At 60.2% G+C, this 20,739-nt stretch carries 24 protein-coding genes and 1 pseudogene; 3 read left to right on the forward strand and 22 right to left on the reverse strand.

Translation table 11 applies throughout. The features are described from left to right. Positions 1-240: 240 nt before the first annotated feature. Positions 241-513 carry a DNA-binding protein HU gene (locus C3F12_01710; GenBank protein PWB48502.1) on the forward strand — a complete coding sequence of 91 codons (273 nt, stop codon included), beginning with the start codon at positions 241-243 and terminating at the stop codon, positions 511-513. Between the two features lie 106 nt (positions 514-619). Here the strand turns inward: C3F12_01710 and C3F12_01715 are convergent, their stop codons facing one another. The 9 genes from C3F12_01715 to C3F12_01755 form a co-directional block, all read right to left on the reverse strand. Next, the gene (locus C3F12_01715) at positions 620-1,150 is read right to left on the reverse strand and encodes a hypothetical protein (protein PWB48503.1); all 531 of its coding nucleotides are present in this window, start codon (positions 1,148-1,150) and stop codon (positions 620-622) included. 9 nt (positions 1,151-1,159) lie between these two features. Further along, a complete protein-coding gene (gene thiE, locus C3F12_01720) occupies positions 1,160-1,780 on the reverse strand; it encodes a thiamine phosphate synthase (protein PWB48626.1) in 621 nt (206 codons plus the stop codon). Between the two features lie 154 nt (positions 1,781-1,934). Beyond that, positions 1,935-2,711, reverse strand: a complete 777-nt coding sequence (locus C3F12_01725; protein ID PWB48504.1) for a thiazole synthase — start codon at positions 2,709-2,711, stop codon at positions 1,935-1,937. Between the two features lie 29 nt (positions 2,712-2,740). Further along, entirely contained in the window at positions 2,741-2,968 is a 228-nt protein-coding gene (gene thiS / locus C3F12_01730) for a thiamine biosynthesis protein ThiS (protein ID PWB48505.1), read from the reverse strand. Next, the gene (locus tag C3F12_01735) at positions 2,965-3,414 is read right to left on the reverse strand and encodes an NUDIX hydrolase (protein ID PWB48506.1); all 450 of its coding nucleotides are present in this window, start codon (positions 3,412-3,414) and stop codon (positions 2,965-2,967) included. Before C3F12_01735 ends, thiS begins: the two co-directional genes overlap by 4 nt. 157 nt (positions 3,415-3,571) lie before the next feature. Continuing rightward, on the reverse strand, positions 3,572-4,369 hold the full coding sequence (locus C3F12_01740; protein ID PWB48507.1) for an enoyl-CoA hydratase: 798 nt from the start codon (positions 4,367-4,369) through the stop codon (positions 3,572-3,574). Positions 4,370-4,394: 25 nt separating this feature from the next. Then, the gene (locus C3F12_01745; GenBank protein ID PWB48508.1) at positions 4,395-5,150 is read right to left on the reverse strand and encodes a hypothetical protein; all 756 of its coding nucleotides are present in this window, start codon (positions 5,148-5,150) and stop codon (positions 4,395-4,397) included. Positions 5,151-5,339: 189 nt separating this feature from the next. After that, positions 5,340-6,545 (reverse strand): sodium:proton exchanger, encoded by a 1,206-nt coding sequence (locus tag C3F12_01750; GenBank protein PWB48509.1) that lies wholly within the window; start codon positions 6,543-6,545, stop codon positions 5,340-5,342. A gap of 43 nt (positions 6,546-6,588) precedes the next feature. Then, a complete protein-coding gene (locus C3F12_01755; protein PWB48510.1) occupies positions 6,589-7,437 on the reverse strand; it encodes a TVP38/TMEM64 family protein in 849 nt (282 codons plus the stop codon). A gap of 368 nt (positions 7,438-7,805) precedes the next feature. On the opposite strand from C3F12_01755, the gene C3F12_01760 reads away from it, so the two are divergent. Then, a complete protein-coding gene (locus tag C3F12_01760) occupies positions 7,806-8,075 on the forward strand; it encodes a transcriptional regulator (GenBank protein ID PWB48511.1) in 270 nt (89 codons plus the stop codon). Positions 8,076-8,095: 20 nt separating this feature from the next. Here the strand turns inward: C3F12_01760 and C3F12_01765 are convergent, their stop codons facing one another. From C3F12_01765 to C3F12_01820, 12 genes and pseudogenes are all read right to left on the reverse strand, one after another. Further along, entirely contained in the window at positions 8,096-8,923 is an 828-nt protein-coding gene (locus tag C3F12_01765) for a hypothetical protein (protein ID PWB48512.1), read from the reverse strand. Next, positions 8,920-10,185 (reverse strand): hypothetical protein, encoded by a 1,266-nt coding sequence (locus C3F12_01770; protein ID PWB48513.1) that lies wholly within the window; start codon positions 10,183-10,185, stop codon positions 8,920-8,922. Before C3F12_01770 ends, C3F12_01765 begins: the two co-directional genes overlap by 4 nt. A 16-nt stretch (positions 10,186-10,201) precedes the next feature. Further along, positions 10,202-10,813: a molybdenum cofactor guanylyltransferase gene (locus C3F12_01775; GenBank protein PWB48514.1), complete on the reverse strand. Its 612-nt coding sequence runs from the start codon at positions 10,811-10,813 to the stop codon at positions 10,202-10,204. 2 nt (positions 10,814-10,815) lie between these two features. Further along, positions 10,816-11,259: a DNA-directed RNA polymerase subunit omega gene (gene rpoZ / locus C3F12_01780; GenBank protein PWB48515.1), complete on the reverse strand. Its 444-nt coding sequence runs from the start codon at positions 11,257-11,259 to the stop codon at positions 10,816-10,818. Between the two features lie 19 nt (positions 11,260-11,278). Continuing rightward, the gene (locus C3F12_01785) at positions 11,279-11,887 is read right to left on the reverse strand and encodes a guanylate kinase (protein PWB48516.1); all 609 of its coding nucleotides are present in this window, start codon (positions 11,885-11,887) and stop codon (positions 11,279-11,281) included. Next, positions 11,884-12,159 carry a DUF370 domain-containing protein gene (locus C3F12_01790; protein ID PWB48627.1) on the reverse strand — a complete coding sequence of 92 codons (276 nt, stop codon included), beginning with the start codon at positions 12,157-12,159 and terminating at the stop codon, positions 11,884-11,886. Before C3F12_01790 ends, C3F12_01785 begins: the two co-directional genes overlap by 4 nt. A 51-nt stretch (positions 12,160-12,210) precedes the next feature. Continuing rightward, the gene (locus C3F12_01795) at positions 12,211-13,092 is read right to left on the reverse strand and encodes a YicC family protein (GenBank protein ID PWB48517.1); all 882 of its coding nucleotides are present in this window, start codon (positions 13,090-13,092) and stop codon (positions 12,211-12,213) included. A 118-nt stretch (positions 13,093-13,210) separates the two neighbouring features. Then, positions 13,211-13,906 (reverse strand): hypothetical protein, encoded by a 696-nt coding sequence (locus C3F12_01800; GenBank protein ID PWB48518.1) that lies wholly within the window; start codon positions 13,904-13,906, stop codon positions 13,211-13,213. Positions 13,907-14,169: 263 nt separating this feature from the next. Then, positions 14,170-14,316, reverse strand: a pseudogene (locus C3F12_01805) (restriction endonuclease subunit S). A gap of 217 nt (positions 14,317-14,533) precedes the next feature. Beyond that, positions 14,534-16,171 carry a DNA mismatch repair protein MutS gene (locus C3F12_01810; GenBank protein ID PWB48519.1) on the reverse strand — a complete coding sequence of 546 codons (1,638 nt, stop codon included), beginning with the start codon at positions 16,169-16,171 and terminating at the stop codon, positions 14,534-14,536. Between the two features lie 12 nt (positions 16,172-16,183). Beyond that, positions 16,184-17,044: a formyltetrahydrofolate deformylase gene (gene purU / locus C3F12_01815; GenBank protein ID PWB48520.1), complete on the reverse strand. Its 861-nt coding sequence runs from the start codon at positions 17,042-17,044 to the stop codon at positions 16,184-16,186. A 362-nt stretch (positions 17,045-17,406) separates the two neighbouring features. Beyond that, on the reverse strand, positions 17,407-18,495 hold the full coding sequence (locus C3F12_01820) for a hypothetical protein (protein ID PWB48521.1): 1,089 nt from the start codon (positions 18,493-18,495) through the stop codon (positions 17,407-17,409). A 423-nt stretch (positions 18,496-18,918) separates the two neighbouring features. Between C3F12_01820 and C3F12_01825 the strand changes: the two genes are divergently transcribed. Further along, positions 18,919-19,215, forward strand: a complete 297-nt coding sequence (locus C3F12_01825) for a hypothetical protein (protein PWB48522.1) — start codon at positions 18,919-18,921, stop codon at positions 19,213-19,215. Positions 19,216-19,233: 18 nt separating this feature from the next. On the opposite strand, the gene gltA is transcribed toward C3F12_01825, so the two are convergent. Then, a complete protein-coding gene (gene gltA, locus C3F12_01830; GenBank protein ID PWB48523.1) occupies positions 19,234-20,736 on the reverse strand; it encodes a glutamate synthase (NADPH), homotetrameric in 1,503 nt (500 codons plus the stop codon). Positions 20,737-20,739 lie beyond the last annotated feature (3 nt).

Raw genomic sequence — 20,739 nt, forward strand, 5'->3', positions numbered from 1 at the left:
TGTGCGACAAGCAGAAATCCGGATTCTCCCCGCGAAGTTCGAGTTCGACCAGTGGTTCACCAACGTGGGAGTTGGAGAACATGCGCCTGGATTAGTCTGAGCTATGTTAAGCTACTGTGGCCTTTTTTCCCTTGACAGATCATAGGAGAGTTTGATAAGAGCTTCCAAGATGGATCGGTAGGGGCGGAGGGTGATCGACTTATTGTTATTCTTAGTGGGCCTATCATGAAAGGAGGGGGCATGACCAAGGCGGAGCTCGTGGACAAGATTGCCAAGGATGCATGCATTACCAAGAAGGCGGCGGAATGCGCCCTGGCCTGTGTGACATCAGGGATCCGGGACTCTCTAAAGAAAGGGAAGAAGGTCACCCTGGTTGGCTTCGGGACGTTCTCGGTGGCCAGGCGAGCGGCTCGCAACGGACGGAATCCTCAAACCGGTGACGTCATCAAGATTAAGGCGGCGAAGACCCCGCGATTCAGGGCGGGAAAGGCATTGAAGGACGCCGTCAGGTAGGATTTGTCGACGGCCTGATCGATCGGTTATTCCCTCAGGCATTGCGAATACAACGAAGAGGAGAGGAGAAACCTCTCCTCTTCGTATCTACAACCGACACTCCTCCTCACAAGCGCTTGAGGGTCGTGATTCGGCGCTTGGCCTGCCTTGACGGGCGTCGAGCGGGGCCCTTCGGCCTTCGTGTTCCAGGGTAGTCGGTGTCTGGGTCATCATCGTCCTCTTTTTCGAATTCCCCCCCATCCCGCGCTCGCAGCGCGTGATCCACACGCTCGTGAAACTCTTCGGCAGAGAGCGTCAGCGCGCCGCTCCGCACCGCCGCATCTGCTAAAGCCCGATCCGAGGTCACCACGACCGCCCCTGACGGGGCCTTGCCGACAACACGTAAAATAGCCTGATCGGCCTGCTCGCCGCGGCGCGTAAAGATGACCTGCAGTCCGCCGGTCGCGGTAATCTGCTCGCGCATCCCGCCCCGTTCCCAGCCATCGAACACGACGGTAATTCGGTGACCCTTGAGCCGTCGGTAGGCAATCAATGACGTCAGGAGCGCATTCCGACCCTCTTCCAGATCCCGACGATCGAGAAGCGCAAGCCGAGGCGAACGACGAATCACATTGTAGCCGTCAATCACGATCCACATTAACGGACCCTAGCGCTCTGCTGTACCTATCCGGGCAGCACGAACAACGTGAAGCAACGTCGATACGGCATCGGCCGGCTCATCCGCCGATATGATAGCAGAGATGGCGGCGACGCCGTCGGCGCCTGCCGCCATGACGGATGCGGCATTCGAAGCCGTGATTCCCCCGATACCAAAGATCGGCAATCGGGCCTGCGCCCTCACCTCCCTCAGCCGCGCGGGGCCGACGGGCGCTCCGTACGGTGCCTTGGACGGCGTCGGAAACAGCGGCCCGAATACAATGAAGTCGGCCCCCCCCTTCTCGGCCTCGATCGCCTCTTCAGGCGCATGGCAGGAGACGCCGATCAGACGCGTCGGCCCCAGCAGGACGCGCGCCGCATCGGGCGGCAGGCTTGTTCTGGAGAGATGGACGCCGTCGATCGGCAGGGCCAACGCCAGATCGACCCGATCATTGATGAGAAGGCAGGCGCCTTGCCCGTGAACAATGGGGAGGAGACGCTCCGCTAATTTGTAGAGATCCCGCGCCGAAAGATCCTTCTCGCGAAGCTGGACCGCCTTGGCCCCGCCGGCAAGCACTGTATCCACCACCGCCTCAAGGGACCGACCCCTCGTCTGAAATCGGTCAGTGATGACGTACAGACCCCATGAGGAAGGGTGTTGGGGGTTGGGGGTTGGGGGTTGGGTTGAAGCGAATGTCCGAGGGTCCACGACTGCACACCTATCTGAAGCCGGCGGAAAGACGCCTTGCAACTTAACACTGAATACTTGAAACTAGGAACTGGTGTTACTCGATCATACCCTCAAGCGGACTTGAGGCGCTGGCATGAAGCTTCTTCGGAATCCGTCCGGCCAGGTAGGCCAGCCGCCCGGCGATTATGGCCTGCCGCATCGCGGTCGCCATGGCCACCGGATCCTTGGCACATGCAATCGCCGTATTCATGAGGACGCCATCGCATCCCAACTCCATGGCGATTGCGGCATCCGAGGCCGTCCCGACACCGGCATCAACAATGATCGGTACCCGCGCCACTTCGAGAATAATCTTGATATTGTGCGGATTGCGTATCCCAAGGCCGGATCCGATCGGCGCGGCAAGGGGCATCACGACGGCGGCCCCCGCATCCTCCAGTTTCTTCGCCATGATGGGGTCGTCGTTGGTGTAGGGTAAGACCACGAAACCCTCCTTGACCAACACCTTCGTGGCCTTCAACAGCTCCTCATTGTCTGGGAACAGGGTTCGCTGATCGCCAATCACCTCCAGCTTGACCATATCCGACAGACCGACCTCGCGCGCCAGCATCGCGGTCTTGATCGCCTCATCCGCCGTGTAACAGCCCGCCGTGTTGGGCAACAGCGCGAATCGCGTGGTATCGATGTAGTCCAGGAGCGACTCCTGAGCCCGGTCCAGGTTTACCCTTCTGACCGCCACCGTGACGATCTCGGCGCCGGAAGCCTCGTGCGCCTGCCGCATCGTTCGATAGTCCGGAAACTTGCCTGTCCCAACAATCAATCGCGACCGAAATTCTCGGCCGCCAAATTTCAGGGTCTCATTCATGTCCATCACACTCTACTCCAACGCGCCATGGCCCCTTACAGGGACCCGCCGGCCATAAACGTAATGATGTCCAGCGTGTCTCCTGTAGACAATGGAGTGTGTTCATACAACTCACGCCTGATAATCCGCTGGTTGAGTTGGACCGCCACCCTGAGCGGATTGATCTGTAGCTCCTCCAGAAGTGTGGTGATTGTGGCGCCGTCTGTTACTGTACGCGTTTTCCCGTTGACGGTGAGCTCCATACCGGACAACCCCTTCTTCACCCACCGAGGTCCTGAACGTCGCCGCTCGGCCGAGCCAGCAGGCGCCGGATCACCTCCGCCGTCCCACGGGTCAGATGGTACCGATCCAGGTCGCCGGGATCGACCCAGCGCGCGTCTTCCACCTCTTCCGAGGCGGCGAGTTCACCTCGCAACCATCTCGCACGGTAGTCGAGGATAACGTAGTGATACTGCAGGCGACCCTCAGCATCCGGAATCATCCGCTCGACGACCTCGGCACTCTCCGAGACGGCGACCTCAATCCCGCACTCCTCGCGGAGTTCCCGAACCACCGCCGCCCGAAGCGTCTCGCCGCGATGCACCACGCCGCCGGGCAGACTCCAGAGGCCGCGTCCGGGCTCCGTACCTCGCAGGACCAGCAGTACCTTTCCGTCCCTTACGACCACCGCTCCGACCGCGAGGATCGGACGATCGGGGTACTGCCGCATGGCGTCCCCTTCGTACTGTGTGGCGTCCTTTTGGACTCACGGTGCCGGCTATCACCGGTCAGTTTTCAGCAAAGACGCAACGGTCTTTCTGGGCTTTGCTGATCGCCGAATGCTGAACACTGCTTTATTGTGACCCTACCCCATATACGACCGGTTGTCAACGCGGTGGGAGCAGATTGAATGTCGGCCTACGCTTTTCGACGAAGGCCTGGATGCCTTCTCGACACTCGGCGGTTGGACTGCTCAGCGCAATGAGCTTGGCCTCATTCTCCATTTGGGTTTCCAGGCTCGCGTGATCGCTCATACGCAAAAGCCGTCTGGCTCGCCCGAACGCGAGCGTCGGTCCGTCGGCCAGCTCATGCGCTAAGGTGTGTACGGCAGCGGCAAGTTCAGCGTCCGGCACCACTCGATTCACCAGCCCCCATTCTCTCGCCTCATCAGCCGTCAGCACCCGGTTGGTCAGAGTTAACTCCATCGCCCGACGTAATCCCACAAGTCTGGGGAGAAAATAACTGGAGCCGGCATCTGGAGGGAGTCCGATCTTTGTATAGGCCATGGTGAACCGGGCGGATGCGACCGCCACCGCCAGATCGCAGGCCATGACCAAGCCCATTCCCGCACCCGCGGCTACTCCGCCTACCCCGGCAATAACCGGCTTTGACATCCGACAGATGCAGGAAATCGCGCTGTGGAGCGCTACCAACAGCCGTTTGAGATGCGGCGTAAGGGTACTCCCACGGTCCACCAGCTCCCTGACATCCCCGCCGGCGCAGAAGGCGCGGCCGGCACCCGTCAGCACGACTGCGCGAATCATGCGGTCCTCATGGCAGGTAAGAACCGCCTCCAGCAACTCCTCCACCATCTGCCCGTTCAAGGCATTGTAACAATCTGGGCGATTCAGGGTAATGGTGGCCACTGAGTCCTGAACCGTGTACATCAGCGCCTTGTAAGACATGCTCCCTCTGCATACCGGAACAATACTAGGCGGCCTCCGCAAAACTGGTGATGATGTACGTCCCGCTCTTCGGGTCCCGTTTCAATTCGATAATATTGTGCTTTGCGGCATCCTCCAGCAGTTTGGAAAAGGTGCTGTAGCCGTAATATCCTTCATTAAAGGAGGGGCGCTTGCGGATCATCGTCTGTTTGACCATCGAGCCCCAGAGCACCTCCTTGTTCTCGCGCAGGAGGGCCTGGATTGAGTCGCCCAGCAACTCAAATACCTCCATCTTCTTTTCAGGCAGACCGGAGAGGACGGGCGGCTTCTTGGGGTGGCGAATCAGGTCTTCGTAGTAGATGAATTCGTCGCAGTTGTCGACCAACAGCTCCGATACCGAATTCTTAACGCCGAGGCCGATGACCTCCTTATTGTTCTCCCGCAACTTGGACACCAGCGGCGAAAAATCGCTGTCACCGGAAACGATGACGAAGGTGTCGAGATGCTCCTTGGAGTAGGCCATGTCCATCGCATCCACCGCCAACCGGATATCGGCGCTGTTCTTGCCGCTGATCCGTTTCTGCGGGATGTCGATCAACTCAATAGCCGCTTCGTGAAGGGCCCGTTTATGCTCGGCATAGCGTCCCCAATCGGCATAGGCCCGCTTTACCATAATCTTTCCCTTCTCCACCAGGCGCTCGAGCACGAGGCCGATCTCGAACTGCTTATGCTTCGCCTCTTTGATCCCGATCGCGATATTCTCGAAGTCGATGAAAAGGGCGAGCCGCTTCTCTTCGTTCATTGAGCCCCTTTCTGCCGGATGCCTTTCGGATAGCGCCGATGACGCCGCGGCTGATGTACGGTACCGGCGCCGTACCCGTTCACGCTAAGCCTAACCATGCCGCCTCCGGACTGTCAACAGGTTTGATGTGGGATCCCGGGCGCGATGCGACTCTCCACCAAACGCCCGCTCCGGTCGAAGAACCCCATCTTACTTCTGATGAGAAGACGCCAATTCTTTCCTCGTCCATCCGGCGGTCACCATGGCGGCCAGGCCTTGCCGACTGGAGCGACTGGCGATGAGCCAGATCACCGCAAGTATAATGTACGCAATGGCATAAAGGTGGCGGGAGACCGGATCCGTAAAGAATAGTTGAGAGGCAAAGAGGATAAACATGAGACCCGCCTCAATCAGAGAAAACGACAGGTTGGCCAGCACAGCGACCGCAAAGAGGGATTGAGCCGCCGTCAGGAATATTTCTTCTATCTGCCTGGCATCCAGGTGCATCGCCTCAAGATGACCGGCCGAAAGGTCGTAGGCCAGCGGAAGCATACCGATCAGGAGGGTCCACTGGTTGACCTTGGAAGAGACAAGGGTACCCATGCTGGCCCCGGGGTTGCCGCGAAAGGCGAAGACGATCGCCACGATGAACTCCGGCGATTCGGAGGCCAGCGGCGCCAGCCACTGAACCAAGAGGAACTCCTCGATCGCAAAGGCCCGGCCGGTGGCCAGCAATCCCTCGGCAAAGGGCTCGGCCGCCAGAAAGATGCCGACCCCGGCATAAATGAACATGGCGATCGTCGCCGATCGACGCGAGTTCGGCCGCAACCGCATCAAGAGCGCTCCGACCCCCCCATCCAGTTCCGGCTCGACCATGGCCGCCTTCGAGGCCGCAGTCATATACGACACAAAGATCGCCAGCAGTACGACCGTGTCGAGCGTCGAAAGGGTGCCCTTGAGCGGGATCATAAAGCTGTAGATCGTAGCGAGCGCGAGGTGCAGGAGTTCAATGGAGCGGGACCGATCAAGGATGACCTGCCGATGCCGGCTCTTCAGCCAGAACGTTGCGACGACCGAGGCCCATCCCAGGCCAATGAGCAGGCGGTTCGCGCCGGTCATGTTGGCGGCGGCATAGGCGATGTACGCAGGATCCTTGCCGGCGGACCAGGCGAAATAGATGTCCACCGCGTATTCCGGAAGGACGGCGACCAGCGCCAGAAAGGCCAGCGCCAATGCCTGCGGGATATCGACCTGTGCAACCTCGGCCGCCCAGGACAGGAGAAATGCCGCCCCGAAGATCGACAACCCGGCGCCGATCGCCTCCCATTGAGGCGGCAGATGAATACCGGCAAGCCGGATGCCGATCCACTGCAAAGGCAAAAGGAGAGCAATGATCAACCGCAGCGTTACGCTCATCGCGAAGGCCCTGCGGAACCTCCAGAAGCCACCTTGCAGAGACTCATCCGACCCCCGGGTTCCTTGCCGTATCCCGCTTGCGCCGCTGCCGCCGATAATGATCGAGCTTGATCCATCTGAAGAGCGGCTCACGATACAGGTACAGCAACAGCAGTGCGCCTGATATGACGAATACGAGGGTGAAGAAGCTGCCGTAGTGCGCAGTTCTCACCTGCCGTCCCTGCATCGATAGGAACCAGGTGCCGGGGATGCGGCCCACAGTGCTGAGCAGGAAGAACGCACCAAACGACAGCGGGCTGGCGCCAAGGATATAGCAGAGGAAATCCTTCGGAAAACCTGGGATCAGGAAGAGGAGGAAGGTGATGAACTTGCCATGGGTTCGGGTAAGAAAGAAAAACATCTCATAGGTGTCCGGCGTGACGAACCGGCGGGCGAAATGGTGTCCCAGCCAGCGGCCCAGACCGAAGGCAGCGCAGGAGCCGATGGTCAGACCGATCGTAGAATAGAGGAGGCCGGGAAAGGTCCCGAAGAGGTATCCACCGATAATACCCGTGACCTCACCGGGGATCGGCGCGACAACGATCTGCAGCGCTTGAAGTCCAATGAATACGAGAGGCGCCCATGGTCCGGCCTGCTTGATGTACTGCGCCAACTCCCGTTCGCTGATGAAGGATTCAATCGACTCCCAGAGGGCACCCAGGTCGAACCACTCTTCGGAGAGGACATACGCCAATGCCGCCCCAACCACGGCCACCACGACCGCGGCGATTAATACGGTCTTCTTTACCGGCGAACGCTGATCGAGCAATGTCGGCAACACGGGATTAGTCTCGATGTTCGACAGGAAGCGGTCCGGACTGGTCGGCCTGAGTCCACACGCGCCTCGCCTCATCAAGCCGATCAGGCTGCACGTTTCGCCCGGCACAGCGCCCGGCCGGCGGATGTACTAACGTAAGGCGGCAAGGTACGGAGCCTGACGTGGAGCGATCGGGGTGTATGGTCATCATATCGTGCAGCCTTCTTACCTGTTCAGCCCTGTGACTGTCAAGAAAAATCCTCGCGTCTGCCTGCCGGCGAACCGAGACCGGCCTTTTCGGCTCAGCACGAACGGGTCAGCCACCTTGACATTACGAACTCTTCGGCTTATGTTAACACACGCAACTGAGCCGAGGCGGCTTCAGGCCGACATACGCACGAGAGCGGGAGCGCGCAGTTGTTGATCCCCTCCCGGCGAGGCCGGTCGAAAAGGAGGTGGCGTCTGTGCCGATTTACGAGTACGAGTGTGAGCGGTGTCATCACAGATTCGAGGCCATTCAAAAGATCTCAGACAAACCTATTAAAAAGTGCGTGCTATGCGAGGGTAAGGTTCACAAGCTTCTCTCCGCCCCGGGTCTGCTCTTTAAGGGCTCAGGTTGGTATGTGACCGATTACGCCAACCCCGAACGGAAGAAGGCCATGGAGGCGGAGAAACGAGCCGCCTCGACTGACAGCGGCAGTACAAAGACCGAAAGCAAGGGATCCAAGCAGTAGGAACGAATAACAATTCGCCCCTACTCGGTGTCGATAAACTCTAACGCAGGCATTGAGGGGAGTTCGTCCTCCGCTTTCAACAGCGTAAAGAAACGATGGAGCCCCTCGAGATGCCGGGGCGTCAAGTCGAACGAGAGACGCTCCTTCAGATAGGTGGCGCAGGTATCCCGATCGAGTCCAACCCGATCAGAGGCCGTCGCGCAGATCTCGTCAAGCCGGGCGAGGCTGTAGCGCTTGGAGCTGAGCAGGGCGCGATGGAGCTGATGAGTCTCCTCTCGATGATCGCAATAAAAGTCTCGACGAACCGCCCAGACGGCAAAGACAAACGGCAGACCGGTCAATTCCTTCCACCCCTGGCCCAGATCAAGGGTAAAGGGGAGTTGGTCTCTTGCCCGAAGCGCCGGATCACCGATCAACAACACCCCGGCAGCATCCCCCGGAAGCGAATCGATCGTCTGCGCCTCGACAGGCAGAAAGTGCGGTCTCACCCCGAATACCTTTGCCAGCAGCAGCTTCACCAGGTAGACCGATGTGAGGGAATCTCTCGTCAGGTAAACCGCTCGTCCATCCAGACAAGACAGCTCAACCCGACTCAGAAACAGCACGCTTTCAGCCGGACCATCCGAGCCGATCGCCAGATCGGGAAGCAGCAGATACTGCTTGGAATGGTGCGCATACTCGATGGCCGAGATGACCGACAGATCGAGGTCTCCCCTCTGAAGCATGCGGTTTAACTCGGCGGGCGTCCTGTCAACGATCCGACACGCGGCCGGAATAGCGCCCTGCTCAATGCCGTAATAGACCGGCTCACAGTTGATATACGCCACCTTACCTACTGACGGTTTCACCGCCTGACCCCTTCGCGTTGGTACAAGACCTTACCCTCCACCATACTCAACATGACCAGATCATCCGATGCCTGATCCAGAAGTGAGCCGTAGGGGTCGGCATCATCGAGGCGTTCGACGGCCACGGCGGTGAGGTCCGCGCGCTTGCCTGGATCGAGCGACCCAATGACGTCAGCCATCCCGAGTGCGGCAGCCCCCCCTGACGTGGCCATGGTGATAAGCTGCTGCGCCGTGACCGCCTCGCCATACAAGCGGTGCGCGAATCGCATCTCATCCCAAAGGCTCAGCGTCTCGTTGCTGGCCAGTGAATCGGTCCCCAGGCCGACCCGCAATAATGCCCCAAGACATCGCGGCAGCGGTGCGGTTCCGACCATAAGGTAGGCATTGCTCCGAGGGCAGACAGCCAGCGCCACGTCCCGCTGTTTCAGCAACCGAAGATCGGACATGCCCATATGAACCCCGTGCACCGCCAGCAGTCGGTCCGACAGCAGACCGGCCCGGTCGAGGAGCGCGAGCGGGCTTTCACCGCAGACTCGATGAGACGGGGAATGCCGCCCTGCAGCGGGCAGCAGCGTGGTGGCGATCGGTCCGAGCCCCAATCCGATGTAGGTCACCTCCTCGGGCGATTCCGCTACGTGAATGGTTGCCGGAAGGTGTTGTTGCCGCAGCAGTTCGGCACAACGCCGCAGAAGCGGCTCTGAGAGGCTGTATGGGGCATGAGGCGACAGGCCGACCGATAACTGCGTACCGCGCGCTCGGAGCTCAAGCGACCGCATCGCCTTCTCGGCGGCATCGAGCCGCTCTGTGGCCTGGTCAGGATCGGGACCCAGGACCTCCTGATACACAATCCCACGAAGTCCGGCAGCCTTCAGGGGGGCGACGCTGCGACCGGACGCCGTAATATCGGCAACGCAGGTAACACCCGTTTGCAGCAGGGCCGTTGTCCCCTGATCAGCCGATGCGGTGAAGAACGCATCATCCAACTCGGCGCGAAGACCGAGGAGGGCAACCGCCCACTCGGTGAACGATTGACCGAAAGGCAGGCAGCCGTGCAACCCGGTCAGTTCCAGGTGGGTGTGGGCATTGACCAGTCCGGGGAGGAGGACCGCATTCCCCAGGTCATCGTGAGGTTCCGTCGGATAATCCCTGATGAGGGCGGACGCCAGGCCTATCGCACGGATCGCACCATCACGGATCAGGAGGCCGCCATCCACAATGGGAGGGCTTGAGATCGGCAGCAGGAGACGAGCGGTGAGGATCACGCTACGCCTTCAGGTATCAGTGATCCGTTAACCGCGCAACGCCGTGCGGGTGCCGTCTGGCCGCCTCGGCCTGCTCAAGCTCAAGAGGGGTGTTGACGTTGACAAACCCGAGAAGATCGGGATCGACCGCCCTCAGGGCAGGCTCGTCGATGATCTTGACTTTGGCCTTCGGAAAGAATCGGGCGATCTTCAGTACCGATGCGTCGATGGACTCTTTGATAAGCGGGAGACACGACTTCGCGTAGACGGCGTGCAGCGGCTGCAGTTCGCCCTTCACGCGCGGCACCACGACATCCCATCCTTCGGCCTCGCGAACCAGGAGCTTGATCAGGTCGATATTCAGGAACGGCATGTCACAGGCAACAATAAAGCAGGCGGGATGGCTCGCGGTCGCAAGCCCCGTATAGATCCCGCCGAGCGAGCCGGAGTCGGGAATCAGGTCGGGGACGACCTTGACACCGAGATAGGCGTAGCGCAGCGGGTCATTGGCAATGACCAGCACCTCAGGGAAGAGCGACCTGAGACACTCGACGGTCGCCTCGATCAGTCGCTTGCCACCGAATTCGATGAAGGCTTTGTTGACACCCATCCGCGAGGACTTACCGCCCGCCAGTACGATACCGGTCACCGTCAGGCTTCATCCTCTACATCGTCCCCGGGCTCTTCCAGGGCATCGAGATCCGTGACCTCCAGTTTTTCGATCTCGTCGCCCGATTCTGCAAGCAACTCCACCGGGGTCTCCTCCAACTCGATCCCCTCCTTCTCCTCCTCTTCCTTTTCGACGAGCTCCTCCTCGCCGAGGGTATCCCCGACCGACAGACTTCGGAACCAGGTCGCCCCAGCCTCCGGGCCGACCAGTTCCACGGCCGCCGCTCCCTCTGCGGCCTTCATCTCGTAAGCCAGCTTCCCAGCGCCGATCTCCTCCATGGCGATATAGGTGGGCTTCATGCTCTTCGGCGCGATCAGGTACTCACCGCCGCGCATCAACTGCTTCGCGCGCTTAGCGGCGATGATCACCAGACGATATTTACTGTCTACATGTGTCAGGAGTTGTTCCAATGGAAAGAGCGGCATGTCTGAATTCCTCTCCGCCTCAGTCGATTCCCGCATCCAAAAAGGCGAGATGCACCCGGTCTCGTCGGGATCGTTCGGCAGTAATGATGCAGCAGAGCTGCTTGACGGCCTGTTCGAAAATATCGTTCACCACAATATACTTGTAGTCACGGTAGTGATGCAGCTCCTCTCGGGCCATGGCCAGGCGCCGCCTGATCTCATCCTCCGAGTCGGTCCGACGTTGTCGGAGCCTCGTCTCCAGCAGATCCATGGCCGGGGGAACGACAAACACGAACACACCCGTCGGATAGTCCTGTCTGAGCTTCGCCGCCCCCTGCGTATCGATGTCCAGGATGACGTCAAGGCCTTCCGCGAACTGCTTCTCCAACAGCGAACGACTGGTCCCATACAGGTGGTTATGGACGCACGCCCACTCCGCAAATTCGCCCGCCTCGATCATTCTGCGGAAGGTCGGTTCGTCCACAAAGTGGTAGTCGCGCCCATCCTGCTCATCGGGCCGCGGCGCGCGGGTCGTATACGAGACGGAGTGAACCAGACGGGACACCCGCCGTGCCGCCTCACGACACAGAGAGGTCTTCCCCGCCCCCGAGGGGGCCGATACGACCACCATCACCCGCTGCCGATTCATTCCGCTTGCGTACCCCTCGCCTGCCGACCCGTCTGCGTACGGACACGCACAGGCAGGTCGGCCAGCGCATCGGCCCCGAAACGCTGGGCAATCGTTTCGGTCTGGATGGCCGACAGGACGACATGGTCGCTGTCGGTGACGATGATAGATCGGGTCCGCCTGCCGTTGGTGGCGTCGACCAGCTTACCGGCCTGCTTGGCCTCGTCCTTCAGCCGCTTCATGGGGGCAGAGCCGGGATCAACGATGGCAATGACCCGCGCCATCGCTACCATGTTGCCGAACCCGACGTTCAGCAGTTGTGCAACCACTGCGCGTGTCCCTTTCTACTCCACATTCTGGACCTGCTCGCGAAGCTGTTCCAGAATCCCTTTAAGGGTAACGACATCATGCGAGATTTGGATATCGTTCGCCTTGGCGCCGATGGTATTGACCTCCCGCTGCATTTCCTGCAAAAGAAACTCCATCCGACGGCCATGTGGACCCGGTTGCCGAATGAGCTCCCGACATTGCTGGAGATGGCTCGCGACCCGCGTCGTCTCTTCCGCAATATCCGAACGCTCGGCCAGGATGGCGACCTCCTGTTCAAGTCGACCCGGATCGAGCGGTTTCCCATCCAGCAGGCGCTGGAGCCGAAGCTCCAGACGTGCCTTGTAGCCCTGCACCACCTCCGGCGCGCGGGCCGCAATTGGTCCCACGGTCGCTTCAACCAGATCCAGGTGACCGAGCAGGGCGGCCTCGAGCGCCTCCCCCTCCTTCCGACGCATCTCGGCAAGGGCGTTCATCGCGCCCTCCAGCGCGGTCGCCACCGTCGGCCAGTCGCTGGCGGCCGTCCCAGGCTCCTCCCCATCCGTCTCAAACAGGTCGGATCGGGACAGCAACAGTTCCAACGTCACCGATCCCGCAAGACCGAGCTCCGACTGAAGCGTCTTGACGGCATCCAGGTAGGCATGGGCCAGCGGGCGATTGAGGCGCAAAGCGCAGGGCTGCTCGTCCGTCGCCTCCTCAAGCACCGTGACGTCAAACCGCCCTCGCGCAAACCGCCCCTGGAGGCTCTTGAGAATCTGCAACTCCAGGGCGCCAAGTCGCTTCGGAAGCCGGGTGCGGGCCTCCAGATAACGATGATTGACCGACTGCAGTTCGCAGACGACGCGTTTGGACGCAATGACACATTCCCCTTGCCCAAACCCGGTCATACTGTTCAGCATCTCGTCATCGCCTCGGTAACACACGCATAAGGATTGCCACAACCAGGGTGGGTGGGCACGAAGCAGAACCGCACGGGGGTCTCCTATGTTGCTAATTTAGCTATAACCGGCAGTTCTGTCAAATCAAATCCTCGCCCGAGATCGTTCGCCAGGGCGCAAACCATTCCCGTCCAGCCGTGATCGTCCCCACCCGGCCTTCGACGCCGTCGGAGATGATCAGGAGTTCGTTGAACGCAAAAAGGGTGGGAAGTTCCGACTTATAGGTCTGGAGTTGCTGGTAGGCCGTCCAGATCGTCGCCTCCTCGTCGGCGGGATTCTTCAGCTCGACGATGGCCAGTGGGAGTCCGTTAACAAAGAGCACGATGTCAGGCCGGCGGGTATGCCGGTTCTCGCTAATCGTGAACTGGTTCACCGCAAGCCAGTCGTTACCATCCGGATCATCGAAATCGATCAGCCGCGCCTGCGCGCCGGCAATCGACCCATCCGGCCGCCGGTACTCGACGGTCACGCCATCGACGAGCAGCCGGTGAAGCGCGCGATTGCGCGCTTCGAGCGTCGGTCCTTCGAGCCGCGCGACCTTGCGAAAGGCGTCCTCAAGCGCCTCAGTAGGCAACTCCGGGTTGAGCCGCGCCAGCGCATCGCGCAGCCGTTGAGCCAGCATGACCTGAGAATAGCTTTCCCTCTCCCTTTGGGAGAGGGGCAGGGTGAGGGTCTCGCTGGGCGATATGTCCGGCCCGTGCGCGACCCGCCAGCCAATCGCCTCCAGCCACGCGAGGGCGGCCGATTCGACCTCAGATTCGGTCATGCCATCCATACGTTCTCCGGTTCGGGCGTGACGGCTCCGGGATTCTCGCGATCGAACACCCATCGCATCGGGTTATCGAGAATATATTGCCGAATACGATGAAGGGATTCTTCGTCGCGGATCACGTGTTCGTAGTAGTTGCGCTGCCAAATACGGGTACCGGGGATACCGCTCAAAGCGTTGAGCTGTTTCGCCGATTGATATTTGAAATAGGCTACCACGCGCCCCAACGACGGCCGGCGTAATGCCGGTAGGGGCGAGGTAACCTCGCCCCTACATTTGGCGCGGACGAGGTCGAAATCAACGAACCACGACTTGAACAGCGCCCGCGCCATCGCCTCGAGTGTCTCGCTCATCCGCCGGTTCAGCTCGATCTTGACTTCCAGCGTGCCGAGGATGTGCGCAATGGCGCGTTGTTCCTTCGTTTTGCCAAGGACTCCCTCACAAGGCCAACGTCTATGGGTTCGCCTGCGAGCCCGGCAGGCCGGTTTCAGAAGCGTTTAGCTACAATTCTACTGTTCCGGATAGTATCAACCCGGAATTCCTTATGTTGGGCGGAATTCTCCTGCCATTTCTTGAACTTGTCAATGACATTTCGCAGGACGCGGATGGAGGGGAAGGTCGCTCGCCGGGTGCTCAATCCGCGATTGAGCCGTCCTTTTCGGGCGTGGTAGTGGGGTCGCTGCCGTAGCCGCGCTCGACCAGGTGCTTCTCGATATGTTCTTTCGCAAAGCCGATGCGCTCCGCGACCTTGTGGGCGTGGCTGATCCGAGAGATCCCCTCGACCAGTCGATGGGTGGGGGCGCCATGGACGAACTCGGCCTGACGATACAGACCGACGTCTCGTTGTCGAAACTGGTCCGCCAGCTCGTAATTGTGGGTCACCAGGATCGTGTTGTTGCCGACCTGATAAAATCCACCGAGGATGGTATGGGAGATTTCCAATTTCTCCTGATAGGTCGTGCCTTCCGCCAGCTCATCCAGAATGACCAGGCTCTTGGGTGACGAGGCGAAAAAGATGGCCTTCGTGCGCTGCAACTCGGTCCCGAAGCGCCCCTCCCGGTCGGCCAGTGTATTGCTTTCTGGCGCCTGATAGAAGATCCGATCGGCCACCGAGAGCTGCGCAGATTCAGCCGGCACATAGCACCCAATCTGCGTCAGGAGTTGTATCTGGGCGAGCGTCTTGCAGAATGCGGTCTTACCGCCGCCGTTCGGGCCGGTCACAAACGTCAACCTTACGTCGTTCAGGTTGATATCGTTGGGCACGTAATCGGTATTGCCCTTCCCCAGGATCGGATTCCTGACGGTCTTTAAAGTCAGCCTGTGTCGATCCGAATCAAGCAGCTCTGGTAGTACCATTGGGCTTCCAAAGGCGTTGGCATACCGGCTGAAGGATAGCAGTTCATCGATCTGCCCCAACGCCTCTAGCGCCTGCTGTACGTCGTGGGAGTCTCGATAGCCATCTCGCAAGGGGTAGATGATACTGTCCCGGTCAAAACCGCCAACAATCGGTCCATACAGCATGAACGAGGGGAGCAGGAACACTAGGACGGCCGGCATCGCTGCTGGAGATATCCCGAGAGCAGTAGGGGCATAATGTAGGAAAAGGCCTAATGCTATCACGAGCAGGACGATCAATCGTGGCTTGAAGAGGGTTGGTCGGAATTTGATGGCTGGGGTCAGCAGCCACTTTTCAGCCCTGGTTTTAATGGCCCGCTCCGTCAGGTAGGCAGGACCTTTCATCAAGGCATGCGATCGTGTGGAACCAAACGCCTTGAGTGTGTCCAATCGGGCGCGCAGATAGGAGCTTTCCGGGGTCGGCAGGCTGTGAGCGCCCTTGACGAGACCGAGCATCAGTTCCGTCCCTTGCCGGTACGTCTTATGCCCATAGCCACCTGTATCCATCTTACCTTTAGGGTCGCCGAAGGTACCGACGAAGTTCCCGAACATGAGCCGATAAAATTCCGCTTCATGGTTCGCCGCATGCTCCACCAGTGCTTCGACGCGTGCCCTCAGATCGGCGTTGGAGTCCAGCTCTTTAAGCGCCTCCTGCTTGGCCCTGATAGTCTCGATCGAATTCAACGGGTGGGCCAGCGAGCGGTAGAGTGTCGCCTGCCCGGTAATGGTGCTGGCGTGATTGACCGCGTCAAAGAGTCGATCCACCTCGATGGTATTAAACGTGCTCTCATCGAGGACGCCTTCCCCTGTCGCCGCCGCTTTCGCCGAGCGAACGGATAATTCCTTGCCGACCGCTGTTAGAAGTGGTTCATGCATTCTGTTGCCTCGCTAGGAAAATACGACGGTCTTATTGCCGTACACCAGCACCTTATCCTCCAGGTGCCAGGTGACGGCCCGCGTCAGGACCATCCGCTCCACGTGTCGGCCGATCCGCTTGAGGTCCTCCACGCTGTGACGATGATCCACCCGCTCCACGTCCTGCTCGATGATCGGCCCGGCATCCAACGCCTCGGTGGCGTAATGCGCCGTGGCGCCGATCAATTTGACCCCGCGGGCATGGGCCTGCGTATAGGGATCCGCCCCGACAAAGGCCGGTAAAAAGCTGTGGTGGATGTTGATGATCCGGTTGGGAAACCGGCTAATGAAGGTCGGCGAGAGGATCCGCATATACCGGGCCATGACGATCAGGTCAACCTTACTTTCGACCAGTTGAATCTGTGCGGCCTCGGCCTGCTTTTGGCGCTCACGGGTCACCGCAATATGGTGAAAAGGAATGCCGTAGCCCTCGACAAGTCCGCGCAGGTCGGTGTGATTGCTCACCACCATGGCGATGTCTGCAGCCATATCGCCGGCCCTCCACCGCCAAAGTAGCTCCAACAGGCAATGTTCCTCCTTCGACACAAAGATGGCCATCGGCTTAACGCGAGCGGCATGCTCCAGCCTCCAATCCATCCGGAACCGGCTGGCGACCGGCTCAACGGCCCTTTCCAGCTCAGCGCGATGGCCGTCCAGTTCTGGGAGGTCGAACTCGATCCGCATGAAGAAGACGCCTCCCTCCGGGTCGGTGGTATGCTGATCCGAGTGCACAATATTGGCGCCCTGTTCAAACAGGCACTGCGAGACGGCCGCCACGATGCCTGAACGGTCTGGACATGAGATCAACAGGCGAGCACGATCGTTTAACGTCATGACCGCTCCTCCATTCAGAACCACTCTAAAAAAGCGTAGTCCGAATGCGGGGATAACGCAAGCTGAATGACAAGGGACCTCCTTGAAGCGGTTATCTGACACAGTGAGCGTACAGCGCTACATTGTCAGGATGGGATCACCTGAGAAGCGGCGAAAGCGTGAGGGAGCAGAGTTATCAGACATAGGTAACCTCCCTCCTTGGCAGGAGTCCAGCTCGTTCACGCACCCAGGAGGGAGGTTACCCGTACTGCACCAAATCGGAGAACAGATCATCCGCCAGCGCCTGAGCTGGCTTCGAAAGGCCAGAGCACTCGACGCAGTGACTTCGGCTGAGTCTGGCCGGACCGCGCGACGACCGACCATCAGGGCTGCGGCGGGCTCTCCGCCCCGGACGCCGGCTCTTCCAGGCGCCGCGCGGCATCCAGCAGGTCCGGTTCGTTGAACGGCTCCGTCGTCATCTCCTCCAGCCGGTAAGGATGCGTGACATGGGCGTCTAATACCGGCACGCCGATATCTGGCCCGACGATGGCGTCGCGCACCGGGGTGGTCGTCCTGAGGACCACCGATGCCAGCTTATAAGGCCCTGCCACCTTCCGGTCGTGGAACATCAGCCCGTAGAACTGCAGGTTGAGCCAGTGCCGCCCTGGCTCGAGTTCGGCCGCGGTCTGGGCGTAGCCGATCGGCTCGCCCTTCTTCGACGCCACGGTTCCGGCCAGATGGAACCGTCCTTTCCGCCACACCTCGATCTCGGCCGAGATGACCAGGCTTCCTTGCTGAACCGCATCGCGGTAACGGCCGGTCACGCGCGCGTGCGGGTTGCTGTACGTGAAGTGGCTGCCGAACCGCTCCACCGTTCCATCGGCCATCGCCACCTCGATCCGGACATTGAATGAGTCGGCCAGGTCCGGCACCTGTGCCTCCGGCACGATGAAGCGGGCGGCGTAGACACCGTCGCCGGCGCGCTCGTCGGGCGTCACACCATCGTCGTGGTAGTCAATTATCCCAATCACCTCCCCGGTCTGGTTCACGATCTCGCCTTTGATCGACCGAGCTCGGGCGACTTCTGATCTAGGTGTGGCGTCCTTGCCCGGCGTCAACGAGAGAAAGAGGTCCACCGGCGCCGGGTACTGGAAGCTGACTTGGGCCCCCCATTCGGTGATGACTGGGGCGTTGGGATCCAAAGTTGGTATCTTGCGGGGCCACGGGATCGCATCGGACCGGACGGGGTCCGGATAACCGACCGGGAGCGGGTAGGAGTCCTGGGGGTAACGGGCCCGCTCGCGGTAGTTCCGAGCCGACTCCCCTGCCATATCCGGTGGGCCTGTGCTAACGCCCGGCAGCGGTCCGACCATGCCCGGCATCGGTTCCTCGGGCATCTGCGCCTGCGCGTGAGCCGGCCCTGAAAAAGTGATAGCGGCCAGAACCAGGGTCAACGGGATCATATGCAACATCGAAGGTTTCCACATGGCTCCTCCCCTTCTGTTGGCGTGCTCCGGTTGTACTTCTGTTCGACCGTTCTCGATACACTACGGGAGTTTGTCTGCGAACTGTGATAGCACATCACAGGTCGCCCATGAATAACTAACGATATAGGCCGGTAATCATAGGCTTTGACGCACCCATGGGCTCGAAAGCCCTTCTGCTCTGTCATTGCGAGCGACTCGGGAGCGCGGCAATCCGACACGTAGTGTCGTTGCGAGGCGGAGCCGAAGCAATCCCGTAGCGACAGAGGCGAAGAACGGTGAGATTGCTTCGGTCGCTACGCTCCCTCGCAATGACCGACACGGGAGACTTACTGATCACTGACGATGGAGAACTTCCGAGCCGATGGTGCTACAATACCATTGCACAATTGACGTGAAGGGGGGTCAAAGATGGCTTATACGCGTGAATCGATACGGGACGCGGTGGAGCGCGCGGGAGACGAGCACTGGCAGGCGTTGATCGCCCACCACACGGACGGCTATCCCGCGAGTCGGCCCACGCCAGGGGATGTCTGCCGCATGGAGGCGGAGCGACTCAATGCGCTTGGCCTTGGGAACGCCACGGAGTTCGAGCTGATGGAGACCAGGGTGGAACGAGCGGATCAAGAGGTGATCATCACGCACGTTCTGAGATACCGGCCCCTCGGAATCAGGCTACGTGTGGAGCCGTATCGGGGGTATGCCTGACGCGCCTCCGAGCCGGACCTACCGCTTCGCCATGGCAAACCGCCCTTCCCACTGTATGCCGGGGGCATTGGGATCGGTCGGGATGTTCAGCTCGTAGTTGAACTGGCCCACCAGGTATTCATGGACGTGCCTGGCCGCGTGTTTCGCCTGCCCCATGGCCAGGATGACCGTCGAGCCGCCCGTGATGACGTCGCCGCCGGCGAACACTCCCTTTTTACTGGTGTGATATGTGGTGGGGTCCACCATCACAACACCCCATTTATTGGTGCGAAGATCGGGCGTCACGCCGGGGATGATGGGGTTGACGTCGCACCCCAGCGAAAAGACCACCGTGTCCACCTCATCGACGAAATACTCGCCGGTGGGGAGCGGCTTTCTTCTGCCGGACTCATCCGGTTCGGACAGCTTCATCACCTCGCACCTGATGCCCCGAACGAAGTGGCGCTCGTCACCGATGAACTCCACGGGATTCGAGAGCCACTTGAAGTCGACAAACTCCTGTTCGGCGTGCTCCAGCTCCTCGGTCCGGGCCGGGGCCTCCTCGCGAGAGCGACGATAATAGCAGGTCACATCTGCCCCAAGCCGTTTGCCGGTTCGGAGCACGTCCATGGCGGTGTTGCCTGCACCGATGACCGCCATCTTCTTCCCCTGGTAGAGGGGTGTCGGATACTGCGGAAACTCATTGGCATGCATCAGGTAGATCCTGGTGAGATACTCGTTGGCGGAATAGATGCCGTTCAGGTTCTCGCCGGGAATGCCCAGCATCTTCGGCAGGCCCGCGCCGGTCCCGATGAAGACCGCATCAAACCCTTCCTTCTCCAGCAGATCGTCGATGGTGAGGATCTTGCCGATGACCATATTGTAGACAAACTCGACCCCCATATCTTCGAGTAGCTTGAGATCCTCGTCGATGACCTCTAATGGCAGGCGGAACCGCGGGATGCCGTAGACCATGACACCCCCGCCCCGGTGGAAGGCCTCGAACACCGTGACCGCATGGCCGCGGGAGCAAAGCTCGTATGCGGCGGTCATCCCTGCCGGACCGGAGCCGATGACGGCGACCCGCTTACCGGTAGAGGGCGGCATCTCCGGAATCCGGTCCAGCTTGTGTTCGCGCTCGTAGTCGGCCACAAACCGCTCCAGATTGCCGATGCCGACCGGGTCGTTTTTCTTGCCTACCACGCACACCGCCTCGCACTGCTTATCCTGCGGACAGACACGGCCGCAAGCGGCCGGCAGAAAGTTGGTTTCACGGATCTTCTTGGCGGCGCCGGCAACGTCCCCCTCCTCGACCAGCTTGATGAAGGCGGGGATATTGATACCCACAGGACACGCGGGCACGCACTCCGGCTTCTTGCACTGAATGCACCGTATCGCCTCGTCCTGGGCCTGCTCCATCGAGTAGCCGATGGGCACCTCTTCCCAGGAAAGAATGCGCAGCCCTGCCTCATGTAGCGGCATGTGGTTGCGCGGCTTTTTCATCCGCTCCTTTGAACTGAGTCCCTTGCTTGCCTCTGCCATCTC

Source organism: Candidatus Methylomirabilota bacterium, assembly GCA_003104975.1.
Lineage (GTDB): Bacteria > Methylomirabilota > Methylomirabilia > Methylomirabilales > Methylomirabilaceae > Methylomirabilis.

Excerpts from the sequence above, each read along its gene's own strand:
- C3F12_01820 (PWB48521.1), bottom strand. The coding sequence starts at position 18,495 with ATGTTGCATATGATCCCGTTGACCCTGGTTCTGGCCGCTATCACTTTT.
- purU (PWB48520.1), bottom strand. The coding sequence starts at position 17,044 with ATGACGTTAAACGATCGTGCTCGCCTGTTGATCTCATGTCCAGACCGT.
- C3F12_01790 (PWB48627.1), bottom strand. The coding sequence starts at position 12,159 with ATGGTAGCGATGGCGCGGGTCATTGCCATCGTTGATCCCGGCTCTGCC.
- C3F12_01715 (PWB48503.1), bottom strand. The coding sequence starts at position 1,150 with ATGTGGATCGTGATTGACGGCTACAATGTGATTCGTCGTTCGCCTCGG.
- C3F12_01750 (PWB48509.1), bottom strand. The coding sequence starts at position 6,545 with ATGAGCGTAACGCTGCGGTTGATCATTGCTCTCCTTTTGCCTTTGCAG.
- C3F12_01810 (PWB48519.1), bottom strand. The coding sequence starts at position 16,171 with ATGCATGAACCACTTCTAACAGCGGTCGGCAAGGAATTATCCGTTCGC.
- C3F12_01725 (PWB48504.1), bottom strand. The coding sequence starts at position 2,711 with ATGGACATGAATGAGACCCTGAAATTTGGCGGCCGAGAATTTCGGTCG.
- C3F12_01710 (PWB48502.1), top strand. The coding sequence starts at position 241 with ATGACCAAGGCGGAGCTCGTGGACAAGATTGCCAAGGATGCATGCATT.
- C3F12_01755 (PWB48510.1), bottom strand. The coding sequence starts at position 7,437 with ATGAGGCGAGGCGCGTGTGGACTCAGGCCGACCAGTCCGGACCGCTTC.
- C3F12_01785 (PWB48516.1), bottom strand. The coding sequence starts at position 11,887 with ATGAATCGGCAGCGGGTGATGGTGGTCGTATCGGCCCCCTCGGGGGCG.
- C3F12_01825 (PWB48522.1), top strand. The coding sequence starts at position 18,919 with ATGGCTTATACGCGTGAATCGATACGGGACGCGGTGGAGCGCGCGGGA.
- C3F12_01795 (PWB48517.1), bottom strand. The coding sequence starts at position 13,092 with ATGCTGAACAGTATGACCGGGTTTGGGCAAGGGGAATGTGTCATTGCG.
- rpoZ (PWB48515.1), bottom strand. The coding sequence starts at position 11,259 with ATGCCGCTCTTTCCATTGGAACAACTCCTGACACATGTAGACAGTAAA.
- C3F12_01800 (PWB48518.1), bottom strand. The coding sequence starts at position 13,906 with ATGGATGGCATGACCGAATCTGAGGTCGAATCGGCCGCCCTCGCGTGG.
- gltA (PWB48523.1), bottom strand. The coding sequence starts at position 20,736 with ATGGCAGAGGCAAGCAAGGGACTCAGTTCAAAGGAGCGGATGAAAAAG.
- C3F12_01745 (PWB48508.1), bottom strand. The coding sequence starts at position 5,150 with ATGAACGAAGAGAAGCGGCTCGCCCTTTTCATCGACTTCGAGAATATC.
- C3F12_01735 (PWB48506.1), bottom strand. The coding sequence starts at position 3,414 with ATGCGGCAGTACCCCGATCGTCCGATCCTCGCGGTCGGAGCGGTGGTC.
- C3F12_01740 (PWB48507.1), bottom strand. The coding sequence starts at position 4,369 with ATGTCTTACAAGGCGCTGATGTACACGGTTCAGGACTCAGTGGCCACC.